At 44.8% G+C, this 21,644-nt stretch carries 19 protein-coding genes; all 19 read right to left on the bottom strand.

Annotated features, from left to right (window positions below):
* Nucleotides 1-281: 281 nt before the first annotated feature.
* The 19 genes from rpsO to tsf all read right to left on the bottom strand — a co-directional run bounded on the left by rpsO (nt 282) and on the right by tsf (nt 21,625).
* Nucleotides 282-551, bottom strand: coding sequence for a 30S ribosomal protein S15 (rpsO, locus tag CU633_RS09735; RefSeq protein ID WP_101576683.1), 270 nt, complete (start codon nt 549-551; stop codon nt 282-284).
* A 123-nt stretch (nt 552-674) separates the two neighbouring features.
* The gene (gene ribF, locus CU633_RS09730) at nt 675-1,625 is read right to left on the bottom strand and encodes a bifunctional riboflavin kinase/FAD synthetase (RefSeq protein WP_101659856.1); all 951 of its coding nucleotides are present in this window, start codon (nt 1,623-1,625) and stop codon (nt 675-677) included.
* Between the two features lie 15 nt (nt 1,626-1,640).
* Nucleotides 1,641-2,555 (bottom strand): tRNA pseudouridine(55) synthase TruB, encoded by a 915-nt coding sequence (gene truB, locus CU633_RS09725; protein WP_101659853.1) that lies wholly within the window; start codon nt 2,553-2,555, stop codon nt 1,641-1,643.
* A 139-nt stretch (nt 2,556-2,694) separates the two neighbouring features.
* The gene (rbfA, locus tag CU633_RS09720; protein ID WP_101659851.1) at nt 2,695-3,045 is read right to left on the bottom strand and encodes a 30S ribosome-binding factor RbfA; all 351 of its coding nucleotides are present in this window, start codon (nt 3,043-3,045) and stop codon (nt 2,695-2,697) included.
* A gap of 119 nt (nt 3,046-3,164) precedes the next feature.
* Entirely contained in the window at nt 3,165-3,446 is a 282-nt protein-coding gene (locus tag CU633_RS09715; protein ID WP_101659849.1) for a DUF503 domain-containing protein, read from the bottom strand.
* Nucleotides 3,446-5,710, bottom strand: a complete 2,265-nt coding sequence (gene infB / locus CU633_RS09710) for a translation initiation factor IF-2 (RefSeq protein WP_101659847.1) — start codon at nt 5,708-5,710, stop codon at nt 3,446-3,448. Before infB ends, CU633_RS09715 begins: the two co-directional genes overlap by 1 nt.
* A 19-nt stretch (nt 5,711-5,729) precedes the next feature.
* Nucleotides 5,730-6,032 (bottom strand): YlxQ family RNA-binding protein, encoded by a 303-nt coding sequence (locus CU633_RS09705; RefSeq protein ID WP_101659845.1) that lies wholly within the window; start codon nt 6,030-6,032, stop codon nt 5,730-5,732.
* Nucleotides 6,032-6,289 (bottom strand): RNase P modulator RnpM, encoded by a 258-nt coding sequence (gene rnpM, locus CU633_RS09700; protein ID WP_101659944.1) that lies wholly within the window; start codon nt 6,287-6,289, stop codon nt 6,032-6,034. The genes CU633_RS09705 and rnpM overlap by 1 nt, the downstream gene beginning before the upstream one ends.
* A 33-nt stretch (nt 6,290-6,322) precedes the next feature.
* Nucleotides 6,323-7,432, bottom strand: a complete 1,110-nt coding sequence (gene nusA, locus CU633_RS09695) for a transcription termination factor NusA (RefSeq protein ID WP_101659843.1) — start codon at nt 7,430-7,432, stop codon at nt 6,323-6,325.
* A gap of 153 nt (nt 7,433-7,585) precedes the next feature.
* Nucleotides 7,586-8,056, bottom strand: a complete 471-nt coding sequence (gene rimP / locus CU633_RS09690) for a ribosome maturation factor RimP (RefSeq protein ID WP_101659841.1) — start codon at nt 8,054-8,056, stop codon at nt 7,586-7,588.
* A gap of 203 nt (nt 8,057-8,259) precedes the next feature.
* Nucleotides 8,260-12,582, bottom strand: a complete 4,323-nt coding sequence (locus CU633_RS09685; protein WP_101659839.1) for a PolC-type DNA polymerase III — start codon at nt 12,580-12,582, stop codon at nt 8,260-8,262.
* Between the two features lie 192 nt (nt 12,583-12,774).
* Entirely contained in the window at nt 12,775-14,484 is a 1,710-nt protein-coding gene (locus CU633_RS09680; RefSeq protein ID WP_101659837.1) for a proline--tRNA ligase, read from the bottom strand.
* A 140-nt stretch (nt 14,485-14,624) separates the two neighbouring features.
* On the bottom strand, nt 14,625-15,884 hold the full coding sequence (gene rseP, locus CU633_RS09675; protein ID WP_101659835.1) for an RIP metalloprotease RseP: 1,260 nt from the start codon (nt 15,882-15,884) through the stop codon (nt 14,625-14,627).
* 104 nt (nt 15,885-15,988) lie between these two features.
* Nucleotides 15,989-17,131 (bottom strand): 1-deoxy-D-xylulose-5-phosphate reductoisomerase, encoded by a 1,143-nt coding sequence (locus CU633_RS09670; RefSeq protein ID WP_101659833.1) that lies wholly within the window; start codon nt 17,129-17,131, stop codon nt 15,989-15,991.
* Nucleotides 17,132-17,178: 47 nt separating this feature from the next.
* Nucleotides 17,179-17,970, bottom strand: coding sequence for a phosphatidate cytidylyltransferase (locus CU633_RS09665; RefSeq protein ID WP_101659831.1), 792 nt, complete (start codon nt 17,968-17,970; stop codon nt 17,179-17,181).
* Between the two features lie 172 nt (nt 17,971-18,142).
* On the bottom strand, nt 18,143-18,919 hold the full coding sequence (locus CU633_RS09660) for an isoprenyl transferase (protein WP_101659829.1): 777 nt from the start codon (nt 18,917-18,919) through the stop codon (nt 18,143-18,145).
* A gap of 346 nt (nt 18,920-19,265) precedes the next feature.
* Nucleotides 19,266-19,823, bottom strand: coding sequence for a ribosome recycling factor (frr, locus tag CU633_RS09655; RefSeq protein WP_101659827.1), 558 nt, complete (start codon nt 19,821-19,823; stop codon nt 19,266-19,268).
* 2 nt (nt 19,824-19,825) lie between these two features.
* A complete protein-coding gene (gene pyrH / locus CU633_RS09650) occupies nt 19,826-20,548 on the bottom strand; it encodes a UMP kinase (RefSeq protein ID WP_101659825.1) in 723 nt (240 codons plus the stop codon).
* Between the two features lie 195 nt (nt 20,549-20,743).
* Nucleotides 20,744-21,625: a translation elongation factor Ts gene (gene tsf, locus CU633_RS09645; RefSeq protein WP_101659823.1), complete on the bottom strand. Its 882-nt coding sequence runs from the start codon at nt 21,623-21,625 to the stop codon at nt 20,744-20,746.
* Between the last annotated feature and the right edge of the window lie 19 nt (nt 21,626-21,644).

Here is a 21,644-nt window from a genome sequence, read left to right as displayed (position 1 = left end):
TCCTCTCTGCATCAATCACACTCAGAGTTAAGCGAGAAAAAACAATTTTCTGTTAACTTCTGATCTTCTATTAGGAAAGCATATAAATGCTCTTATGACAAATTAATAATAGTATGTACAAAATAGCCGTAACTTATATAATGTGAAGCTCATTTTCAAACTTTTTCTGAAAGCATGTCCAATCATATGTATTCGTTTAATCAAGCGTACTGGAGCGACAGACTCCGCCTGCGCAAGCCGGACATAGAAAAAAAGCGGGAAAAAAATCCCGCTTCGGCAGACTATCGACGTAAACCAAGCTTGTTGATCAGTTCACGATAACGTTGAACATCTTTATTACGCAAATAAGTTAAAAGGTTACGGCGTTTACCGACCATTTTCAAAAGACCGCGACGAGAGTGGTGATCTTTCTTATGAGTACGTAAATGCTCGTTCAAGTTGTTGATCTGTTCAGTAAGGACAGCGATTTGAACCTCTGGAGAACCAGTATCACTTTCGTGTGTCTTGAATTCACCAATAAGTTCATTTTTGCGTTCTTGCGTGATTGCCATCCTGTTCACCTCCTATTTTATAATCCCCTGTTACCGAGCAAGCGTCGGTGACTCGTCTTGCCAAGCAAAGGTTCTCTTTTGATACGTTAATAAGAATACAACTTTTTTAGACAAAAAGCAAGTTTAAATATAGCTCTTCTTAAAGTATGCGAGTGCTTCCAGCTTGTCCCTTTCAATTTGTGCAACGAGCTCTTCAATACCGGCGAATTTCTGCTCTTTTCTAATATGAAGATGCCACTCGATCACAAGCGGCTCCCCGTAAATATCGTCACTGAATTCAAAGATATGTACTTCAACGCTTGGCCTCGCGGCTTTCTCCTGATTAAACGTTGGTTTGTAGCCAATATTGCATACTCCATAGTGCCAGCACCCGCTCACCTTTACGCGGACGGCATAGACACCGGAAGGCGGTATAAGCCAATCCTCCGGAATGTCGACATTTGCAGTAGGAAACCCAATCTTCCTGCCCCGTTTATCGCCATGAATGACGATTCCTGCAGTTTGGTAGAACCTGCCAAGCAATGGGGGAAGGTCCTCCGTTTTTCCTTCCCTGATCCGGGTGCGGATTAACGACGAGCTGATCTTCTCCGAACCTTTGGAAAGCTTCGGCACGGTCGTAAAAGTGAATTTCCCGCGTGAGTGGAAAGTGATCGTTTCCATCGTCCCTTTTCCCATTCTTCCGTACGAAAAATCAAATCCAGCGACCGCGTGTACTACGTGTAAGCCGATAATATACTGGTCAACAAATTCCTGTGGCAGCAAATTCGCAAATTCTTTTGTAAACCGGACAACATATAAATAGTCGATTTCCAGCCTTGAAATCAAATCGATTTTTTCGGGCAGGGGGGATATGTATTCAATCTGCTGGCCGCTTCTGCCGAGAACGGCAGATGGGTGCGGATCAAACGTCATCACCGCGCTTTGCAGGCCATTCTGGTCAGCAAAGTCCTTTGCCGTTTGGATCACCTTTTGGTGGCCGAGGTGGACTCCGTCAAAAAAGCCAAGGGCCATCGCGACAGCAGGCAATTCATTCGTTTTAAAATGATGCGGATGATCAATTGTAATAACTTCCACGCAGTTCCTCACCTTTTATTCGTTTCTGAGCACTTTATCCGGTTTCATTAATCCGGGTTTACGGGGATGATGGCGATAAATGGCAAGGGCACGCCCTGCCTCCGTTTCAACCAATATCGGTCCAGATTCACTGCTTAAGTGACGGGGAATCTGAAGTAAAGCGCCGTTTTTTACTTTCTCTGCTAATGTATCACTTATTGTAAATTTCGGCAAATGGGAAACGCCTGCTTCAAGCGGAGCTAAAACCGTCTCTATTTTCCCCTCTGACATCACAGCCTCGACCTCTTCGAGGGTTAAGCAGTCGGCGATGCTGAATTGTGCTGATCGAATTCTCGTCAAGCAGGACATGTGCGCAAGGTAACCCAATTTTTCGCCAATCATGACCGCAAGCGTTCGAATATATGTACCTTTGCTGCACGATACCCGAAAACGGAAGGTAATCGTCCCGCCTTGAAAAATTATGCGGTCATCCAATAATTCAATTGAATAAATCGTTACTTTTCTCGTCGGCCGCTCGACCTCTATACCTTGGCGGGCATACTCATAAAGGCGTTTTCCATTCACTTTCACCGCGGAATACATCGGCGGCGTCTGTACAATTTCCCCGGTCAGGGACCCCAGAACGTCCAGAATCTCATCACGCGATATCTCTCTGTCAACGGCCTGCTTGTCAATGACCTCGCCTGCGGCATCTTCAGTTGAAGTGGAAAAACCGAGCGTCACTTCTCCTTCATAGGCTTTGCCGGCATCGGTTATATATTCGGCCACCTTGGTTGCCCTGCCGATACAGATAGGTAAAACGCCGGTCACATCCGGGTCGAGTGTACCGGTATGGCCGATTTTTTTTGTTTTTAAAATTTTCCTTAAGCGAAAAACACAATCATGGGAAGTCATCCCTTTTGGCTTTAAAAGCGGCAATATCCCTTCCAATGTTTCGCCCTCCTGCCACATCTTTATAGAAGCCTATTTATAAAAAAAGGATAGACAGCAGTCTACCCCTTTTTACAGTCAAGTTCAGTTCTATGCTCTAATTAAGTGTTATCTGTTTGTTAAATAAGCCGTTGCCATTTTAGCTTTTATCTTCATCCTTGATTTGATGAAGAAGCGATTCAATCCGGTTCCCGTAATCAATTGATTCATCAAATTCAAAGAGAATTTCCGGTGTTTTCCGCAAGCGGATGCGCTGGCCGATTTCGGAGCGGATAAAACCTTTTGCCTTTGCAAGGCCCTTTAACGTATTTTCCCTTTGTTCTTCATCACCCAGCACGGATATAAACACTTTTGCCTGCTGGAGATCGCCGGTAACTTCAACGTCGGTTACCGTTACAAAGCCGATTCTCGGGTCTTTAATTTTACGGCCGATGATATCGCCCAATTCTTTTTTCATTTGCTCCCCAACACGGTTCGCTCTATGACTCATTTTGATTCACCTCTTCACCCGAAATAGCGGGCAATGCAAACTCTTAAATCGCGGAAATCGATCCGGAAGGCGGCTCGTGCAGCATGTTTTGTGAGATAAAAAGCAACCCTGAGCCAACACTAAAGCCATTCGATTTCGGTAATCGTCCGTTCTATTTCCGGAAAAGAGTCGATTAATTTTAACGCATTCTGTAATTCTTTTTCGACCGGAACTTTAGCGGATGAGACTGCGACTATCGCAATCTTCGTCCGCTGCCAAACATCCTGATACCCGACCTCCGAAACAGAAATATTATATTTCTGTTTCATGCGGGCGAGGATTCGCTGCAAAACGGCACGCTTTTCTTTTAACGAATGGGCATCATAAATGATGCATTCACATGCAGCCATGCCGATTATCATTAACGTTCCACTTCTTCCATGATATATGCTTCAATCACATCGCCCTCTTTGACGTCATTGAAGTTTTTAATCGTAATTCCGCATTCATATCCCTGGCTGACTTCTTTTGCATCATCTTTAAAACGCTTAAGGGCATCAATCGTGCCTTCGAAAATAACGACGCCATCACGGATTAAGCGGACGCCGCTGTCACGGGTAATTTTACCATCCGTGACATAGGAACCGGCAATCGTACCAATTTTAGAAACTTTGAACGTTTGGCGCACTTCCGCCTGGCCGATAATTTTCTCTTCAAACTCAGGATCGAGCATCCCTTTCATCGCCGCTTCGATTTCTTCGATTACTTTGTAAATAATCCGGTGCAGGCGAATCTCAACCTTTTCTGCTTCAGCAGCGCGTTTTGCATTGACATCAGGGCGGACGTTAAATCCGATCACAATCGCATTGGATGCAGCCGCAAGCGTGATATCCGACTCGTTGATGGCTCCGACGGCTGTATGGATGATGCGGATGTTAACACCTTCGACATCAATTTTTTCCAGGGAGGCTGCCAGAGCTTCCGCAGAACCTTGAACATCTGCTTTAATAATTACGTTTAAATCTTTCATTTCCCCTTGTTTCATCTGTTCAAACAAGGATTCAAGACTTACGCGCGATTTTTCGCCGCGCTGTGCCTGCACTGCCTGCTGGGCTCGTGCTTCACCGATGTGGCGTGCTGTTTTCTCGTCATTAAAAACGACAAAACGGTCGCCGGCCTGGGGCACATCATTAAGGCCTGTAATTTCAACAGGTGTTGATGGACCTGCTTCTTTTACGCGGCGTCCTACGTCATTGACCATGGCGCGGACCCGGCCATAGGTAGAGCCAACCACAATCGGGTCACCGATTTTAAGCGTTCCATTTTGCACAAGCAATGTGGCAACAGAACCGCGGCCTTTGTCCAGGCGGGCTTCAATAACCGTTCCAATTGCATTGCGATTTGGATTTGCTTTATATTCTTCCACTTCGCTGACAAGGAGAATCATTTCAAGAAGGTTATCGATGCCTTCCCCTGTTAACGCTGAAAGCGGAACAAAAATGGTATCGCCGCCCCATGCCTCCGGCACCAGATTATACTCGGTCAATTCCTGCATAACCCGGTCCGCATTGGCAGCCTCTTTGTCCATCTTATTGACGGCGACGATGATCGGTACCTCTGCAGCCTTGGCATGGTTGATCGCCTCGACTGTCTGCGGCATTACGCCATCGTCGGCAGCAACAACAAGAATCGTAATATCGGTGATTTTGGCACCGCGGGCCCGCATCGTCGTGAATGCAGCATGGCCCGGAGTATCAAGGAACGTAATCTTTTTGCCGTTCTCTTCAACCTGGTATGCTCCAATATGCTGGGTGATGCCGCCAGCTTCACCGGCAGTAACCTTTGTATTGCGGATCGAATCAAGCAAAGTCGTTTTTCCGTGGTCAACATGGCCCATGATTGTTACAACAGATGGTCTTTCAACGAGGTTCTCTTCATCATCCTCTGTAAAATAAACCTCAAGATCTGTTGTATCAATCTTGATTTCTTCTTCTACTTCTACTCCGTAATCAGTTGCGACAAGTTCAATGGCATCGCGGTCGAGTTCCTGATTAATCGTCGCCATTACGCCAAGCATAAAGAGCTTTTTAATGATCTCCGAAGGCTCTCTGTGCAGCTTTTTGGCAAGCTCTGCTACTGTTAATGACTCAGTGAAAGTGATTTTTTCCGGAAGCTCTTTCACCTTTTTCGGCTGTGGCGGCACTTGCTGATGCTGTTGCTGCTTGCCGCGATTATTTTTTTTGTTGTTGTTGCTGTTGTGATTTTTGTTGTTATGATTTCGATTGTTATTGTTGTTTCTATTCGTATTATTTTTATTGCTATTGTTGAACGGTTTATTATTGGATCTAAATTGAGTATCCTGTTTTTTGCCTTCGTTGCTCTTTTGAGCCGTTCTCGCCTGTCCTACTTTTGGCTCTGTATTTTTCCCGCTATTCATGGCTGCAGCTGGTTTTGGTCTTGACTGTGTTTGGTTTTGCGGTCTTTTCTGAGGCTCTTTGCTCCCTTGATTCTGCGGCTTTTTCTCTTCTTTTTTCTGATAAAAGCTGTCGAGCTTTTTAATGGTTTCGTCCTCTAATGTTGCCATATGGTTTTTGACCTCAATATTCATTCCGTTTAATTTCGCAATGACATCTTTGCTGGAAATATTATATTTTTTTGCATATTCGTAGACTCGTGTCTTACTCATATTTTCACCCCCGCTAAAATTAATCGAGCAACGTCAACAGCTTCTTTGCAAATCCTTCATCTAATAAAGCCACAACGACACGGGCTTCCTTCCCTATTGACTGACCAAGCAAATATCGGTTCTCAACGATTTTAAGCGGGACATGATAGGATTTACATTTATCTGTTATTTTCTTTGTCGTGTTGGCCGACGCATCTGCCGCCAACAAGATCAGTTTCGCTTTTCCGCTTCTGATTTCCCTTACGGAAAGCTCTTCACCCGAAATGATTTTTCGTGCTCGATTGGCTAAGCCAAGCAATGACATCCATTGAGTTGAATTCATCAGGATAGTCGTTTCTCCTTCTCAATGAGTTCGATTAGCTCTTCGTATAAATGATCATCGATGTTAACCTGCAAATGGTTGGAGAGGGTGTTTTTTTTCCTCGCCAGCATTACTGCATCCTTATCCTTGGAAAGATAAGCACCTCTTCCAGACTTTTTGCCTGTTAAGTCAATCGATACTTCTCCTTCTTTTGAGCGAACGATGCGAATGAGTTCTTTTTTCGGCTTCATTTCGCCGGTTGCCACACATTTTCGCATAGGAACTTTTTTCACGATCCCTCACCTCGCTCCTTAATCGATATCAGCGTCGTCTTCAATGTCATCATCGAAAGTTAACAGTTTTTCGTCTCTCGGGTAAATTCCCGCTTCCCTTGCTTCCGATTCCGGTTTAATGTCGATTTTCCATCCAGTAAGCTTTGCCGCAAGCCGGGCATTTTGTCCGCGCTTGCCAATCGCCAGCGACAGCTGGTAATCCGGGACTACAACCGTCGTCGCTTTTTCATCTTCATTGACAATGACATCAAGCACTTTGGAAGGGCTTAACGCATTGGCGACAAAAACAACCGGGTCATCCGACCATTTCACAATGTCAATTTTTTCGCCTTTTAATTCATTTACGACAGCCTGGACGCGGCTTCCTTTCGGACCAACACAAGAGCCGACCGGGTCAACCTCAGGGTTATCTGAGTGAACGGAAATTTTCGAACGATCGCCTGCTTCGCGGGCTACTGATTTAATCTCAACCGTTCCATCAAAGATTTCAGGCACTTCAATTTCAAAAAGGCGCTTCAATAAGCCGGGATGTGTTCTCGATACAAAAATCTGCGGTCCTTTTGTCGTTTTTTCCACTTTTGTAATGTAAACTTTAATCCGGTCGTGCGGTTTATAATGCTCCGTCGGCATTTGTTCGTTTGCCGGCAAAATCGCTTCAATTTTACCAAGGCTGACATAAATGAATTTAGGATCCTGCCGTTGGACGATCCCGGTCATAATATCTTCTTCACGGTCAATAAATTCCGAATAAATGATGCCTCGTTCCGCTTCACGGACGCGCTGGGTTACAACCTGCTTTGCTGTTTGCGCCGCAATTCTGCCAAAATCCTTCGGCGTAACTTCCATTTCAACAATATCTTCAACCTGGTAATTAGGGTTCAGCTGCTTCGCTTCCTCGAGTGAAATCTCAAGCCGTGGATCAAAAACCTCCTCGACCACTTCCTTTCGTGCAAATACACGCATTGAACCGTTCTCCAAATTCAAATCCGTCCGCACATTTTGCGCCTGGTTAAAATTGCGGCGGTATGCTGAAACGAGCGCAGCCTCAATCGCTTCAATTAACACATCCCGGGAAATGCCTTTTTCTTTCTCAAGCATCGTAAGAGCATCCAACAATTCACTTGCCATAAACACGTATCCCCCTCAATCCTTAGAAATTTTCTTAAAATCCTTTTGTCCATTTTTCCTATAAAAAAAGGCTGAAGACAGCAAATCCAGCACAGTGCTTCTTAAGGAATATTGGCTAAAGACAGGATCAATCTTTCCGAAAAACCATTCTTTTTAAGAAAAGGTAACGGCCAACCGGGCAGCAGCCACTTTTTCAAACGGAATTTCAATCAGTTTTTTTCTCGTTTTAATCTTGATTTCAACCGTCAGAGACTCGCCGTTAAACTCCTTTAATTCTCCTTCAAAGCTCTTTTCCCCATCAATAGGTTCATATGTTTTAATAAAGACATTTTTGCCGACCGCCCTGTGATAATCACTTTCTTTTTTCAACGGCCGTTCTGCGCCTGGTGAAGACACTTCCAGGAAATAGTTATGGGGAACAGGGTCGAGTTCATCAAGCCTTTCGCTCAATTTTTCGCTTACCATTCCGCATTCTTCGATGTCGACTCCGGAATCTTTATCAATAAAAACGCGGAGGAACCAGTCTTTACCCTCTTTGACATATTCAATATCAACCAGTTCCAGCCCGTTATCATCCAGGATCGGGGTTACTAATTCCTCGACAACATCGGTTACTTTGCTCATGATATCCCTCCTTTTACATCCATTCTTTTCGATCGTTTTCAGTTTTAATAAGAAGAAGGAAAATATTTTGCATAAAGTCCCAATACAATACGAAAGAGTGGGTTTCCCCACTCTCGTTTGCACGTTATCCTTAGTATTTCCAATAAAACTATAACATAACCAAATATTTAATGCAAATTGAATCGCTCCACATCCCGTCCAGGCTAGAAAAACGAAAGCTGGTTTTGCTCAGGCAAAGCTTCCAGGCATCCATGATTATCAAGATACTCAAGGATCGTTTTCGAAATTTTACCGCGCTGCTGAAGGTCTTCCTTCGAGAGAAAATCTCCTTCACTTCTTGCCTTAACAATGTTCAGAGCAGCGTTGGTTCCAAGTCCGGGAATCGAATTAAACGGCGGTATTAAAGAATCGCCTTCAATTAAAAACTGATCTGCACTTGAACGGTATAAATCTACTTTTCCAAAAGAGAAGCCGCGCTCGCACATTTCGAGCGCAAGCTCCAATACGGTTAACAGGTTTTTTTCTTTTGGAGAGGCATCAAGCCCTTTTGCATTAATTTCCTGAATGCGGGCGCGGATCGCCTGTGAACCCCTCGTCATCGCTTCTACATCGAAATCTTCGGCTCTTACCGTAAAATAAGCCGCATAGTACATCAATGGATGATGAACTTTAAAATAGGCGATCCGGACCGCCATTAAAACATATGCGGCAGCATGGGCCTTGGGGAACATATATTTAATCTTTTTACACGAGTCAATATACCACTCAGGAACATCGTTTTTCCGCATTTCTTCTTCCATTTCATCTGTCAGGCCTTTTCCTTTCCGGACGGACTCCATGATTTTAAAAGCAAATGCCGGTTCAAGTCCCTGGTAGATTAAATAAACCATAATGTCATCACGGCAGCCGATTACTTCGCTCAAATTGCAGATTTTATTATGGATAAGCTCCTGGGCGTTCCCAAGCCAAACGTCGGTACCATGGGACAGGCCGGAGATCTGCACCAACTCGGAAAAAGTGGTCGGTTTTGTATCCTCAAGCATCTGGCGGACAAACCGCGTTCCAAATTCCGGAATGCCAAGCGTGCCGGTTTTACACATAATTTGCTCTTCGGTTACGCCGAGTGATTCTGTCCCGCTGAAAATTTTCATGACTTCGGGGTCATCTGTAGGAATCGTTTTCGGATCAATTCCGCTTAAATCCTGGAGCATCCGAATTACCGTCGGATCATCGTGGCCGAGAATATCGAGCTTTAATAAATTGTCATGAATGGAATGGAAATCAAAATGGGTTGTTTTCCATTCCGACGTTTTATCATCAGCCGGGAACTGGATAGGTGAAAAATCATAGATGTCCATATAATCAGGAACAACAATGATTCCGCCTGGATGCTGTCCGGTTGTCCTTTTTACCCCGGTGCAGCCTGAAGCGAGCCGGTCGATTTCCGCGCCGCGAAGCTGTAAATTGTTATCCTGCTGATATGCCTTCACATATCCGAAAGCTGTTTTGTCTGCAACTGTGCCAATCGTACCGGCACGGTAGACATTGTCTTCGCCAAACAATACCTTCGTATAGTTATGGGCACGGGGCTGGTATTCACCTGAAAAATTCAAGTCGATATCGGGTACTTTATCGCCCTTAAACCCGAGGAAGGTTTCAAACGGGATGTCATGCCCGTCCTTCTTGTATGTTCCGCCGCAATTCGGGCAGTCTTTATCAGGAAGATCAAAACCGGAACCAACCGAACCGTCATTAAAGAACTCGGAATGCTTGCAGGTTGGGCAAACATAGTGCGGCGGCAGCGGATTTACTTCAGTAATTTCCGTCATCGTTGCAACCAACGATGAACCGACAGATCCCCGTGACCCGACAAGATAGCCGTCATCGAGCGATTTTTTTACGAGTTTGTGAGAGATGAGATAGATAACCGCAAAACCATGTCCGATAATGCTTTTCAGCTCTTTTTCAAGGCGGGCTTCAACGATCTCCGGCAAAGGATCCCCGTAAATGCTGCGTGCCCTTGCATAGCTCATGTTGCGCATTTCTTCATCTGCACCCTCAATTTTTGGAGTGTACAAATCGTCTTTTATCGGTTTTATATCGTCAATCATATCGGCAATTTTATTCGTATTCGTCACGACAATTTCACGAGCTTTATCTTTGCCCAGGAAAGAAAAACTGTCGAGCATTTCGTTTGTTGTCCGAAAATGGACATCGGGCAGCTGGTGCCGGTTTAGCGGGTTGGCCCCGCCTTGCGAATTCACAAGTATTTTCCGATAAATTTTATCATTCGGATTTAAATAGTGGACATTGCCGGTTGCGACAACCGGCACGCCAAGCTTATCCCCGAGCTTGACGATATTCGTAATGATTTCCTCCAAGGCAGTGCGGTCCCTGACAAGCTCCATTTCTAAAAGATGGGCATACACTTCCTTTGGATGGACTTCAAGAAAATCATAAAATTGGGCTATTTCTTCAACCTCTTCCGGCGCCTTTTGCATCATTCCTTCAAACACTTCGCCTTTGTCACAGCCTGAGCCGACAAGGATACCTTCACGGAACTTTTCGAGCTGCGAACGGGGGATTCGCGGCACCCGGTAAAAGTAATTTACATGGGCAATCGAAACGAGCTTGAACAAATTCTTTAAACCTGCTTCGGTTTGCGCAAGCAAGGTGCAATGGTATGGACGCGCGCGCTGGTAAGCGTTGCCCTGGCCCATATTGTCATTTAACTGATCGTGAAACTCAATGCCTTTTTCGGCTGCATCTTTAAGCATCCGGAGCAGCAGGTATCCTGTCGCTTCCGCATCATAAATAGCACGGTGATGCTGCGTCAGTTCTATATCAAACTTCTTGGCAAGCGTATTCAAGCGGTGATTTTTCAAGTCAGGATATAAAAAGCGGCCTAGCTCGAGTGTGTCTATGACAGGGTTGTCAGCTTTACTGAAGCCGGCTTTCTGGTAGCCGACATTCAAAAAGCCCATGTCAAAAGAGGCATTGTGGGCAACTAAAACTGCGTCATCCGCCCATTCCTTGAAATCAGCCAACACTTCTTCAATTTCAGGGGCCCCCTTCACCATGTCATCGGTGATTCCTGTTAAATTAATGGTTGTTGCAGAGAGCGGGTGGTGCGGATCGGCAAACCTTTCAAAACGGTCGATGATTTCGCCGTTTCGCACCTTAACAGCAGCCAGCTCAATAATTTTATCGTAAACAGCCGATAAACCGGTTGTTTCAACGTCAAAAACTACGTACGTATCTTCCGCAAGCAGCCTGTGTGAACTGTTATAGGCGATTGGCACCCCGTCATCGACAAGGTTTACTTCGACTCCATAAAGAATCTTTATATCATTTTTTTTGCCGGCGCCATATGCTTCCGGAAAAGACTGGACTACGGCATGGTCTGTAATCGCGACAGCTTTATGGCCCCATTTTTTCGCCTGGGAGACAAGCGCGCTGACCGGTGTGACAGCGTCCATCTGACTCATTGGTGTATGTAAGTGAAGTTCAACACGCTTTTCGCCTTCCGGTGCCGTATCTTTTCGTTCGAGCGGTTTTATTTCGTTTATGTCATTTCCAATCATCACGAGATCGCGGACAAAGGTATCGTTTTGGATGCTGCCGCGGACCTTCAGCCACATTCCCTTTTGCACCCGTTGGAATTGGGCCGCATCTTCTTTATCTCTTGAAAACATTTTAATAAGAATCGAGCTTGTATAATCAGTAAGCTTGAAGGTCAAGAGAGTACGCCCGCTTCGCAGCTCTTTCGTTTCCGCAAAAAAGACATAGCCTTCGATCGTTACCCGCCTTTCCTCATCGACAATTTCTTCGAGCCTTCTGAACTCGGAGTCATCCTTAATCGTTAAGCCGATTGTGAGCGGGCCGGATGGCGCCGCGCCGTCTGCCTCTTTCTCCGCTTCTTTCCTCTGCATCTCAGCGAGCGCCTGCAAACCGCGTTCCTGGTCTTCCTTCTGCTTCGCTGCCAAAAATTGTTCATACTCTTTGTTCTCTGGTTCTGACGTAATTTCCGCCTCAATCGTGATTGCCGGGAAACCGAATGTCTGATAAATATTTGAAATCATGCCGGCATATTTCTTCTTGATTGCCAGCCCTTCCGTTTCGTTCCTGACGGATATAATAAATTTGCTGCCCTGAACTTTTGGGATCTGCTCATTTAATAGTTTTAAAAGGGGCGGTGATATCCCATCTATCTCTTGAATGCAATGGCTCCAATATTCCAGTGCAAGCTGTTCGGAAAATTGCCGGTCACGAACTCCGATCGAAAATGAAATATTGGCAATATGCGAAAATGTCTTTTCCAGCTGGGCAGTAAATCTACTAAATACACTGCAAGGAATAATTCTTTCGAATAAGAAGTAAAAATGCCACTTTTTCGCCTTTTTTTCGATGACCAATTTATCAATTTGTGCATTTATAAAGTGGGAAACGATCGCATCCTCTGTCAAATTTAGCTGCTGAAGTAAAAGCTGGAACCGCTCTTTCCTGCCGGGGGCCTGATCGTTCATTCGTCTCCCTCCCATTCTATGTTTCTATTTTTTCTATCTTTTTTCGACGATATTTTCAATTTTGAACAACAGTAATTATATCATAAAGCCAAGGTTTATTTTTATAAAAAAATACCCCTAAAAACCTGCTATTTCGATCCCCGTAAAACAAAAAACGGGCTCCGCAGCTTGTGGCAGAGCCCGTTTTATCCTTTAAAGAGTTGAGATTAGTTCTGAAATTTTTGCAACAAGCTCATCCTTGTGAAACTCAAAGGATTCCCCTGTTTTGCGCACTTTGACTTCGATCATTCCCTCGGCTGCTTTTTTGCCGACTGTAATCCGAACCGGCAGCCCGATTAAATCGGAATCGGCGAACTTTACACCCGGTCTTTCCTGGCGATCGTCGAGAAGTACATCAAAGCGGTTCTTCTTCAGCAATTCATACAGCTCCAACGAGAGGGCTGACTGTGCTTCATCCTTCATATTTACAGCGATCAAATGCAAATCAAACGGCGCGAGTGCGGCAGGCCAGATCAGGCCATTTTCATCATTGAATTGTTCTGCGACCGCAGCCATCGTCCGGGACACGCCGATACCATAGCAGCCCATCAGCATCGGCTGTGATCTTCCGTTTTCATCTAAATAATAGGCATTCATCGCTTCACTGTAGCGTGTGCCGAGCTTAAAGACATGTCCGACTTCGATTCCTTTTGCAAACAAAATCCTGCCTTTTCCATCCGGTGAAGGGTCCCCTTCCTGAACAAAGCGAAGATCTTCATACTGGGATATTTGGAAGTCCCGTCCCGGGTTGACATTGATAAAATGGTAATCTTCTTCATTGGCACCGCAGACGCCATTAACGATTGCCCCGACAGCATGATCGGCGATCACTTTAACTTCGCCATTTTTCAAGTTAACCGGCCCGAGTGAACCAACGCCGCAGCCAAGTACCGCTTTCGTCTCTTCAGCACTGGCAAGCTCAACCGTGGCAGCTTCCAATAAATTTTTCACTTTAATGTCATTCACTTCATGATCCCCTCTGACAAGAACGAGCACGTAATTTTCATCCGCTTTAAACAGCAGGGATTTTATGCAGTTGTTGGGAGTGACATTTAGGAATGCCGTCACTTCTTCAATCGACTTTTTACCAACGGTTTTTACTTTTTCAAGCTCTTTTTCAGCTTCGCCGTTTTTCTCGTATGTGGCAATCACCGGAGCCATTTCAATATTGGCTGCGTAATCGGATGTATCAGAATAAGCGATCGTATCCTCACCGACATCGGATAACACCATAAATTCATGTGTATCTTTTCCACCCATCGCTCCAGAGTCGGCAATAACCGCCCGGAAATCCAGGCCGCATCTTGTGAATATGTTGCTGTATGCTGTAAACAGCTTTTCATAAACGTCATCCAGACTTTCAGGAGATGAATGGAATGAGTACGCATCTTTCATAATAAACTCACGGCCGCGCAACAGCCCGAAACGCGGCCTTTTTTCATCGCGGAACTTCGTCTGGATTTGGTAAAGGGTTAGCGGAAGCCTTTTATATGATTTAATTTCGTCCCGGACAATGCTCGTAATCACCTCTTCATGGGTCGCACCAAGCGCAAAATCACGGTCATGGCTGTCTTTAAGCCGCATCAGCTCGGGCCCGTATGTGTACCAGCGCCCCGATTCCTGCCATAGTTCAGCAGGCTGCAAGGCTGGCATAAACAGCTCGACTGCGCCGGCATTGTTCATTTCCTCGCGAATGATCGCTTCGACTTTTTGCAGCACTTTTCTGCCAAGCGGAAGGTAGCTGTAAATCCCGCTCGCAGTTTGGCGGATAAAGCCGGCTCTTAAAAGGAGCTGATGGCTTTTAATTTCAGCATCAGCGGGAATTTCCCGCAAGGTTGGAATAAGCGACATACTTTGTCTCATTTTGTTCTGCACCCCATTTTTCATTACTACTGTGATCGTTTCTTTCCCTGCCAGTTATAATTCAAGTCATATTCTTTATATTTCATGACACTTCCTGAAAGAATAGCCATCAGCAAGTGGCCTTGTGATGGCTGATAAATTTATAAGAAAAAGCGTTGAATATCATTCCATGTCACAACAAGCATGAGCAGCATCAATAAGGCAAAGCCAATAAAATGGACCATTCCTTCTTTTTGACGGTCAATCGGCTTTCCTCTTACTGCCTCAACCGCGAAAAACATCAGCCTTCCCCCGTCCAACGCCGGGATTGGCAGCAGGTTCATGATGCCGAGGTTAATGCTTAAAATCGCTGCCCATCGCATTAAATAAAAGATCCCGGATTGCGCAACCGTATCGGTCGATACATAAATCCCGACCGGCCCCGACAGCATATCGATTGAAAATTGGCCAGTCACCAGTTTTCCTAACAGGACAAAAATTTCTTTTGTCCAGAAATATGTTTGTTCAAAGCCATAGGAAAAAGCTTTAAGCGGCGATTTTTCGACCGGGCTGTAAACGCCGATAATGCCGATCGTTTCTTCTTCTACCTTTTGCGCTTCCGGCGTTACCGGTATTTCCATTGTTTCCCCATTCCGGACGACCACGAATTCAAGCTCGTTGCCGGGATTTTGGCGAATAATCTCAACAACATCAGACCAGCTGGAGATTTCTGCCCCATCAATACTTTGGATTGCATCGCCTTCCTGCAAGCCCGCAGCCCCTGCCGCTCCATCCGGCGCCAGTTTTCCAAGCGCTGGTTCATTGGAAGGAATACCTTGAATAAGCGCTAAAATGAGAAAAATGAAGAAGGCAAGAACAAAATTCATCATCGGGCCGGCAAAGATGGCCATCGTTCGTTGTCCAAGCGTTTTAGAAGCGAATTGCCGGTTATACGGGGCAATTTGCGTTTCAACTCCATCTTCGACTAACACCGCATCACGGTTGATTAAAAATGATTGCAGCTGCTCCTCTTCATCATCTGCGTAGCCTTTTATGACAAGGTCATGCTCGATATCGGCGTGTTCCACTTCAATGACTCTTGCTTCCGGATATTTTTCTTTGTTGTTTAAAATGATTTTCGTCACTTTTTCGTTTTGATCGAAAAGAAGGCCGATCCGGTATCCAGGCTTAATTTCGACCATTTCCGGGTCTTCACCTGCCATGCGGACGAACCCGCCGATTGGCAACAGGCGGATCGTGTATGTCGTTTCTCCTTTTTTATGGGAGAAAACTTTCGGACCGAAACCGATCGCAAACTCGCGGCAAAGAATTCCGGCCCGCTTCGCAAAAACGAAATGGCCTAACTCGTGGAAAAAGACGAGGGCGCCAAAAATGACAATAAATGCGATAACTGTACTCAAAGTTTAACCACCTTTTATCGTGTGAGTTTTTTCAAGCTATTGACCTATGATGAAATTAACCTTTTAACGTACATGATTGTTTTCAAAACAAAAACCTATTAATATTATACTAATGATTCGACTAATCTTCTCGCTTCTTTATCTGCTTCTTCAATCGTTTCAAGATCGGGGTTAGCGTTATTTTTATGAACGCTGATCGCTTTTTCTATTAAGTCTTCGATTTGCAGGAACGTGATTTTCCCATCCAAAAATGCAGCTACAGCCGCTTCATTGGCTGCATTTAAAACTGCGGGCAGCGTCCCTCCGGCCTTTCCTGCCTCGTAAGCATAATGTAAACAGCGAAACCGTTCAAAATCCATTTCGGAGAAATGAAGTTTGCCGATTTCTGCAAGATTAAGGCGGTTCGCACTTTGAAGAGGAAGCCTGTCCGGGTATGCCAGCGCATATTGAATCGGGACCCGCATATCAGGTGTGCCGAGTTGAGCGATCATGCTGCTGTCATGAAATTCCACCATTGAATGGATGATGCTTTCTTTATGTAATAAGACATCAATCTTTTCAAACGGCATCGAGAAAAGCCAGTGCGCCTCAATCACCTCAAGCCCTTTGTTCATCATCGTCGCTGAGTCAATCGTAATTTTCGCCCCCATCGACCAGTTCGGATGGTTCAAGGCTTCCTCCACCGTTACCTTTTCCAGGTCTGCTCTTGAGCGATCGCGGAAGCTGCCTCCGGAAGCCGTCAAGATTAATTTCGCAATATTTTTGTCCTTTTCGCCCTGAAGTGCCTGGAAAATGGCCGAATGTTCGCTATCAACCGGCAGCAATGAGACTTGATTGCGTTTCGCGGCCTCCATAACGATGTGTCCAGCTGTTACAAGCGTTTCTTTGTTGGCGATGGCGATTGTTTTTTTCGCTTCGATTGCCGCTAACGTTGGGGCAAGCCCGACACTTCCAAGGACAGCATTGACAAGAATATCAGATTTTGCAAAAACTGCGGCTTCAATTAGACCCTCTTCAGAAAATCCAAACTGAATGCGGGGATATTCAGCTTTCAATGTGTCCGCCGCTGATTTGTCCTGGACCGCAACAAATTCAGGCTTAAATTCGGAGACAATTTTCCTCGCCAGCTCCAAATTTCTCCCGACTGCAAGGGCGACCAGCTTAAACTCGCCCGGGTGCTGTCTTATAATATCCAAAGTCTGGGTGCCAATCGATCCGGTTGCCCCCAAAAGACTGATATTCTTCATTTAGCTCACTCCTAAGTCAACAAAAACTGCATTTATACTTTTGCACTCTATATCAACTGAAAAAAATGGATCAAAGGCCATACAAACAGCAGGCTGTCGAACCTGTCGAGAATGCCTCCATGCCCGGGAAGAAGGCTCCCGGAATCTTTAACATTATAATGGCGCTTTAACGCAGATTCGACGAGATCGCCAATTTGTCCAAAAATCGATATTAGAACCGTAATGATAATCAGCTCGAAAAGCGGCGCATCCACCTTTTCCGTAAACATGGAGAAAATGATCGCAACGGCCACGGCACAGATAATTCCGCCGACAAAGCCTTCAACAGTTTTATTCGGGCTGATTTCCGGCCAAAGCCTATTTTTCCCCATTGCTCTTCCAATAAAATATGCACCCGAATCGGTCGCCCAAACAATCAGCAGGGAGTAGAATACAAATTCAATTCCGGCATCCCTTGTTTCGAGAAAGTAATAGAAACCGATCCCGATGTATAAAATAGCCATTGTTGAAAAAGCAACATCGTCAAAAGTAAACCGATTTTTAGTGGCTACAGTATAAGTCAAGAACAATAAAACCGCAATCAAAGCCAACTCTACTTTAGTATAGTCAAGATCTTCGATCAGATTTTGGTATTCGCTTGGGAGCAGGAAAATCCACAGTAATATAAGAGATATAATTCCTGGAACGGACAGCAGCTTAAGATGCCGCATTCTTAGCAATTCATACAGGGCAATGGTTGCCAAAAGGTAAACCATCAATAAAAAAGGAGCGCCCCCGTAGAGGACGATTGGCAAAAATATCACCAATGCTATTACCGCTGTTATAATTCTTTGCTTCATCTAATTTTTCAACACCTTTATCAATCTCTCGCGACCCGCTAAATTTTACGATGTATATCAAGTTTTGCCATTTGCTGTGAAAACCGAGTCAATGCATGAAACAGCGAGTTTAATGGCCCTTTTTCCGACACTTCGCTTAAACCTTAAAGGCCCAACGTTTCGAGTTTCGGTTCTATATACCGCCAAACCTGCGCTGGCGGCTTTGAAATACTTCGATTGCTTCGACTAAATGCTCTTCGTTAAAATCCGGCCAGAGGACGTCCGTGAACCAAAATTCGGTGTAGGCCAGCTGCCAGAGCATAAAGTTGCTTAAACGGATTTCACCGCTTGTACGAATAAGAAGATCAGGGTCTTCGATATTTTTAGACATTAAATAAGCGGAAAAGGTTTCCTCATTAATGTCATTTTCATCCATTATACCACGTTTGCATTCCTTTAAGACATCCTTAACCGCTTCAATAATTTCAGCCCTGCTGCCGTAATTAAGGGCAAAATTCAAACTGAGGCCTGTATTGTCCTTTGTTTCTTCAATCGCTCTTTCAAGTGCGTTAAGGGTGTGGGCTGGCAAGTTCTGCTTATAGCCCATCATTTTCACCTGGACATTTTCGGAAACAAGCTCCGGTAAAAAGGTATCCAAAAATTTGTCGGGCAGGCTCATGATATAGTCTACTTCCGTTTTCGGCCTCTTCCAGTTTTCAGTTGAAAAAGCGTACACGGTAAGGGTTTTTACTCCCAGCTCGCTTGCCAGTCTCGTGATCTTCCGGACAACCTTCATCCCTTCATGATGTCCGGCCACTCTCGGCAAAGCTCTCTTTTTCGCCCATCTTCCATTACCATCCATAATGATCGCGATGTGGGAAGGAACTTTTTGCTGTTTAACCTTCTTTATGCGCTCCTCGAGATTGGAAGAAGGCGCGGAGTTCCTCCAGAGCTTAAGTTTTTTTAACATAACTACAGTTCCTCCAAAACGGGTAATCAATCTCCGAATAAAGATTGCTGAAAGCAAGCTTGCTTTTCGACCTTTTTCGGATAGCCTCTTTTCCACATGCTCTTATCATACCAAAAAAGGGTAAAGATATCTCTATTAAAAAGAATATGTTCGCATATGACAATTAAGAATATTTTAAAAAGTGCATGCCAACTGGTATGCAGGAACCAGTCTTAACGAAATGATAGACCCAAAACATAAAAACCCTCTAAAATAGAGGGTTATAAAATATATCCCGCCTGCTGGCTAACCGAGAATTAGAACGGCATAACGAATAGAATAAATGAAATTGGAAATCCAATGATCATTATACTTCCATTATTTCTTTCTCTTTATCTTTTGTAATCTGGTCGATCTTGCTGATGTACTCGTCTGTTAGCTTCTGGATATCATCACCATAACCTCTCAGGTCATCTTCTGTGATATCGCCATTTTTCTCAAGCTTTTTAAGATCGTCATTTGCATCACGGCGAATATTGCGGACCGCCACTTTTGCTTCTTCCGATTCTTTTTTGACAAGCTTTACAAGCTCCTTGCGCCGTTCTTCCGTCAGCTGTGGAATCGAAATTCGAATCACCGAGCCATCACTTGTTGGATTGAGGCCAAGATCGGACTTTTGGATGGCTTTCTCAATTTCGCCCAATACGGATTTATCGTAAGGCTGAATAACAAGCAAACGCGCTTCGGGCACGCTAATTCCTGCGAGCTGGTTTACCGGTGTAGGTGCGCCATAATAATCGACAGTAATTTTGTCCAATAAGGATGCGTTTGCTCTGCCTGCACGGATGCTTGCCAGTTCACGTGTGTAGGCCTGAATCGCTTTTGTCATTTTTTCTTTAGTATTGGAAAGAAGCTGTTTTGGCATGATTATTTCCCCCTGACTACTGTACCGATGGTTTCACCCATTACGGCTCGTTTTATATTTCCTTGTTCCATAATTGAAAATACAATTAATGGAATATTGTTATCCATGCACAATGAAGAGGCTGTTGAGTCCATAACCGCCAGTCCTTCCTTGATGACATCAAGATAGGATAATACATCGTATTTCTTAGCATCTTTGTCTACCCGAGGGTCTGCCGAATAAACGCCGTCCACGTTATTTTTCGCCATTAAAATGACGTCTGCTTCAATTTCCGCGGCACGCAAGGCGGCTGTTGTATCGGTCGAGAAGTAAGGATTCCCTGTTCCGGCTGCAAAAATAACCACCCGTTTTTTTTCTAAATGGCGAATGGCTCGCCTGCGGATATACGGCTCAGCTACCTGGCGCATTTCGATTGAAGTTTGGACGCGTGTTGCTACTCCGGCTTGCTCAAGGCTGTCTTGCAGCGCCAATGAGTTCATCACCGTCGCAAGCATGCCCATGTAATCAGCTGTTGCCCGGTCCATCCCCATTTCACTGCCGATTTTGCCACGCCATATGTTGCCACCGCCAACGACGACTGCTACTTCGACGTTGAGCTCAGCCAGCTCTTTTACCTGTTCGGCGATTGATTTGATGACGGCTGGATTAATGCCAAAGCCCTGTTCTCCGGCTAAAGCTTCACCACTTAATTTTAAAACAACGCGTTTATATTTAGGGCTGCCCATAAGAACCTCCATTATGTAATTAAAGCTGTTTATGCTTGATTTTCCCAGGAAAATGAACGCTCCGTTCCTTGAAAAACAGGGAACACATAGTGTCCCCTGAAATTGGAAAAATTACCGATTTCGAACCTAGATTCTGCACGGCTTCGCATGCTATTTCAGGTAGATCGAAAACTTCATTTGCGGTCGTTCTATTTATTATTTTTTTATCTGGTTCATGACTTCTTCTGCAAAATTCTCTTCGCGCTTTTCTAATCCTTCACCAACTTCGTAACGGACAAATTCACGAACAGTTGCGCCTTTTGATTCAACAAACTGGCGAACTTTTTGATCCGGATTTTTAACAAAAGGCTGATCAAGGAGGCAAATATCCTCAAAATATTTTGAAAGGCGCCCTTCAACCATTTTCGCAACAATATTTTCAGGCTTGCCTTCATTCAATGCCTGCTGAGTCAATACCTGGCGCTCGTGCTCAACTTCTTCCTGAGACACATCTTGACGAGAAACGTATTTTGGGTTAAGGGCAGCGATATGCATGGCAACATCCTTCGCTGCTTGTTCTTCGCTTGTTCCTTCAAGAACGGTTAATACGCCAATGCGGCCGCCCGCATGCAAGTATGCACCAAAAGCATCGCTATCTGTCTTTGTTTTTACTGCAAAGCGGCGCAGGGATAGTTTCTCACCGATTTTTGCGATTGCGGCATTAATATGCGCCTCAACTGTTGCACCATTTTCCATTGTTTGCGCCAGTGCTTCTTCAACGGATGCCGGCTTGTTCTTTAAAAGATGGTCAGCAAGTTCCTTAACAAGAACCTGGAAGCCTTCATTTTTCGCAACAAAGTCTGTTTCAGAGTTCACTTCAAGGATTACCGCGTCATTTCCTTCAGCAACGATGTAAGTGATCCCTTCAGCAGCAATCCGGTCCGATTTTTTCGCAGCTTTCGCGATTCCTTTTTCACGAAGGTAGTCAATTGCTTTTTCCATGTTGCCGTCAGTTTCCTGAAGCGCTTTTTTGCAGTCCATCATGCCTGCGCCGGTTTTTTCACGTAATTCTTTTACCATTTGAGCAGTAATAGCCATAATGATAATTCCTCCTTGA

It is taken from the genome of Bacillus sp. V3-13, from assembly GCF_002860165.1.
Lineage (GTDB): Bacteria > Bacillota > Bacilli > Bacillales > Cytobacillaceae > Bacillus_BJ.
The sequence above is the reverse complement of the archived record's forward strand: the minus strand, read 5'-3'. Positions and strand labels throughout refer to the sequence as shown.

Bases quoted from the DNA above. Each gene is read 5' to 3' on its own strand.
- rpsO (WP_101576683.1), bottom strand. From the start codon at position 551: ATGGCAATCACGCAAGAACGCAAAAATGAACTTATTGGTGAATTCAAG.
- rbfA (WP_101659851.1), bottom strand. From the start codon at position 3,045: ATGAGTCATAGAGCGAACCGTGTTGGGGAGCAAATGAAAAAAGAATTG.
- CU633_RS09715 (WP_101659849.1), bottom strand. From the start codon at position 3,446: ATGATAATCGGCATGGCTGCATGTGAATGCATCATTTATGATGCCCAT.
- infB (WP_101659847.1), bottom strand. From the start codon at position 5,710: ATGAGTAAGACACGAGTCTACGAATATGCAAAAAAATATAATATTTCC.
- CU633_RS09705 (WP_101659845.1), bottom strand. From the start codon at position 6,032: ATGAATTCAACTCAATGGATGTCATTGCTTGGCTTAGCCAATCGAGCA.
- rnpM (WP_101659944.1), bottom strand. From the start codon at position 6,289: ATGCGAAAATGTGTGGCAACCGGCGAAATGAAGCCGAAAAAAGAACTC.
- nusA (WP_101659843.1), bottom strand. From the start codon at position 7,432: ATGGCAAGTGAATTGTTGGATGCTCTTACGATGCTTGAGAAAGAAAAA.
- rimP (WP_101659841.1), bottom strand. From the start codon at position 8,056: ATGAGCAAAGTAACCGATGTTGTCGAGGAATTAGTAACCCCGATCCTG.
- CU633_RS09685 (WP_101659839.1), bottom strand. From the start codon at position 12,582: ATGAACGATCAGGCCCCCGGCAGGAAAGAGCGGTTCCAGCTTTTACTT.
- CU633_RS09680 (WP_101659837.1), bottom strand. From the start codon at position 14,484: ATGAGACAAAGTATGTCGCTTATTCCAACCTTGCGGGAAATTCCCGCT.
- CU633_RS09670 (WP_101659833.1), bottom strand. From the start codon at position 17,131: ATGAAGAATATCAGTCTTTTGGGGGCAACCGGATCGATTGGCACCCAG.
- CU633_RS09665 (WP_101659831.1), bottom strand. From the start codon at position 17,970: ATGAAGCAAAGAATTATAACAGCGGTAATAGCATTGGTGATATTTTTG.
- CU633_RS09660 (WP_101659829.1), bottom strand. From the start codon at position 18,919: ATGTTAAAAAAACTTAAGCTCTGGAGGAACTCCGCGCCTTCTTCCAAT.
- frr (WP_101659827.1), bottom strand. From the start codon at position 19,823: ATGCCAAAACAGCTTCTTTCCAATACTAAAGAAAAAATGACAAAAGCG.
- pyrH (WP_101659825.1), bottom strand. From the start codon at position 20,548: ATGGGCAGCCCTAAATATAAACGCGTTGTTTTAAAATTAAGTGGTGAA.
- tsf (WP_101659823.1), bottom strand. From the start codon at position 21,625: ATGGCTATTACTGCTCAAATGGTAAAAGAATTACGTGAAAAAACCGGC.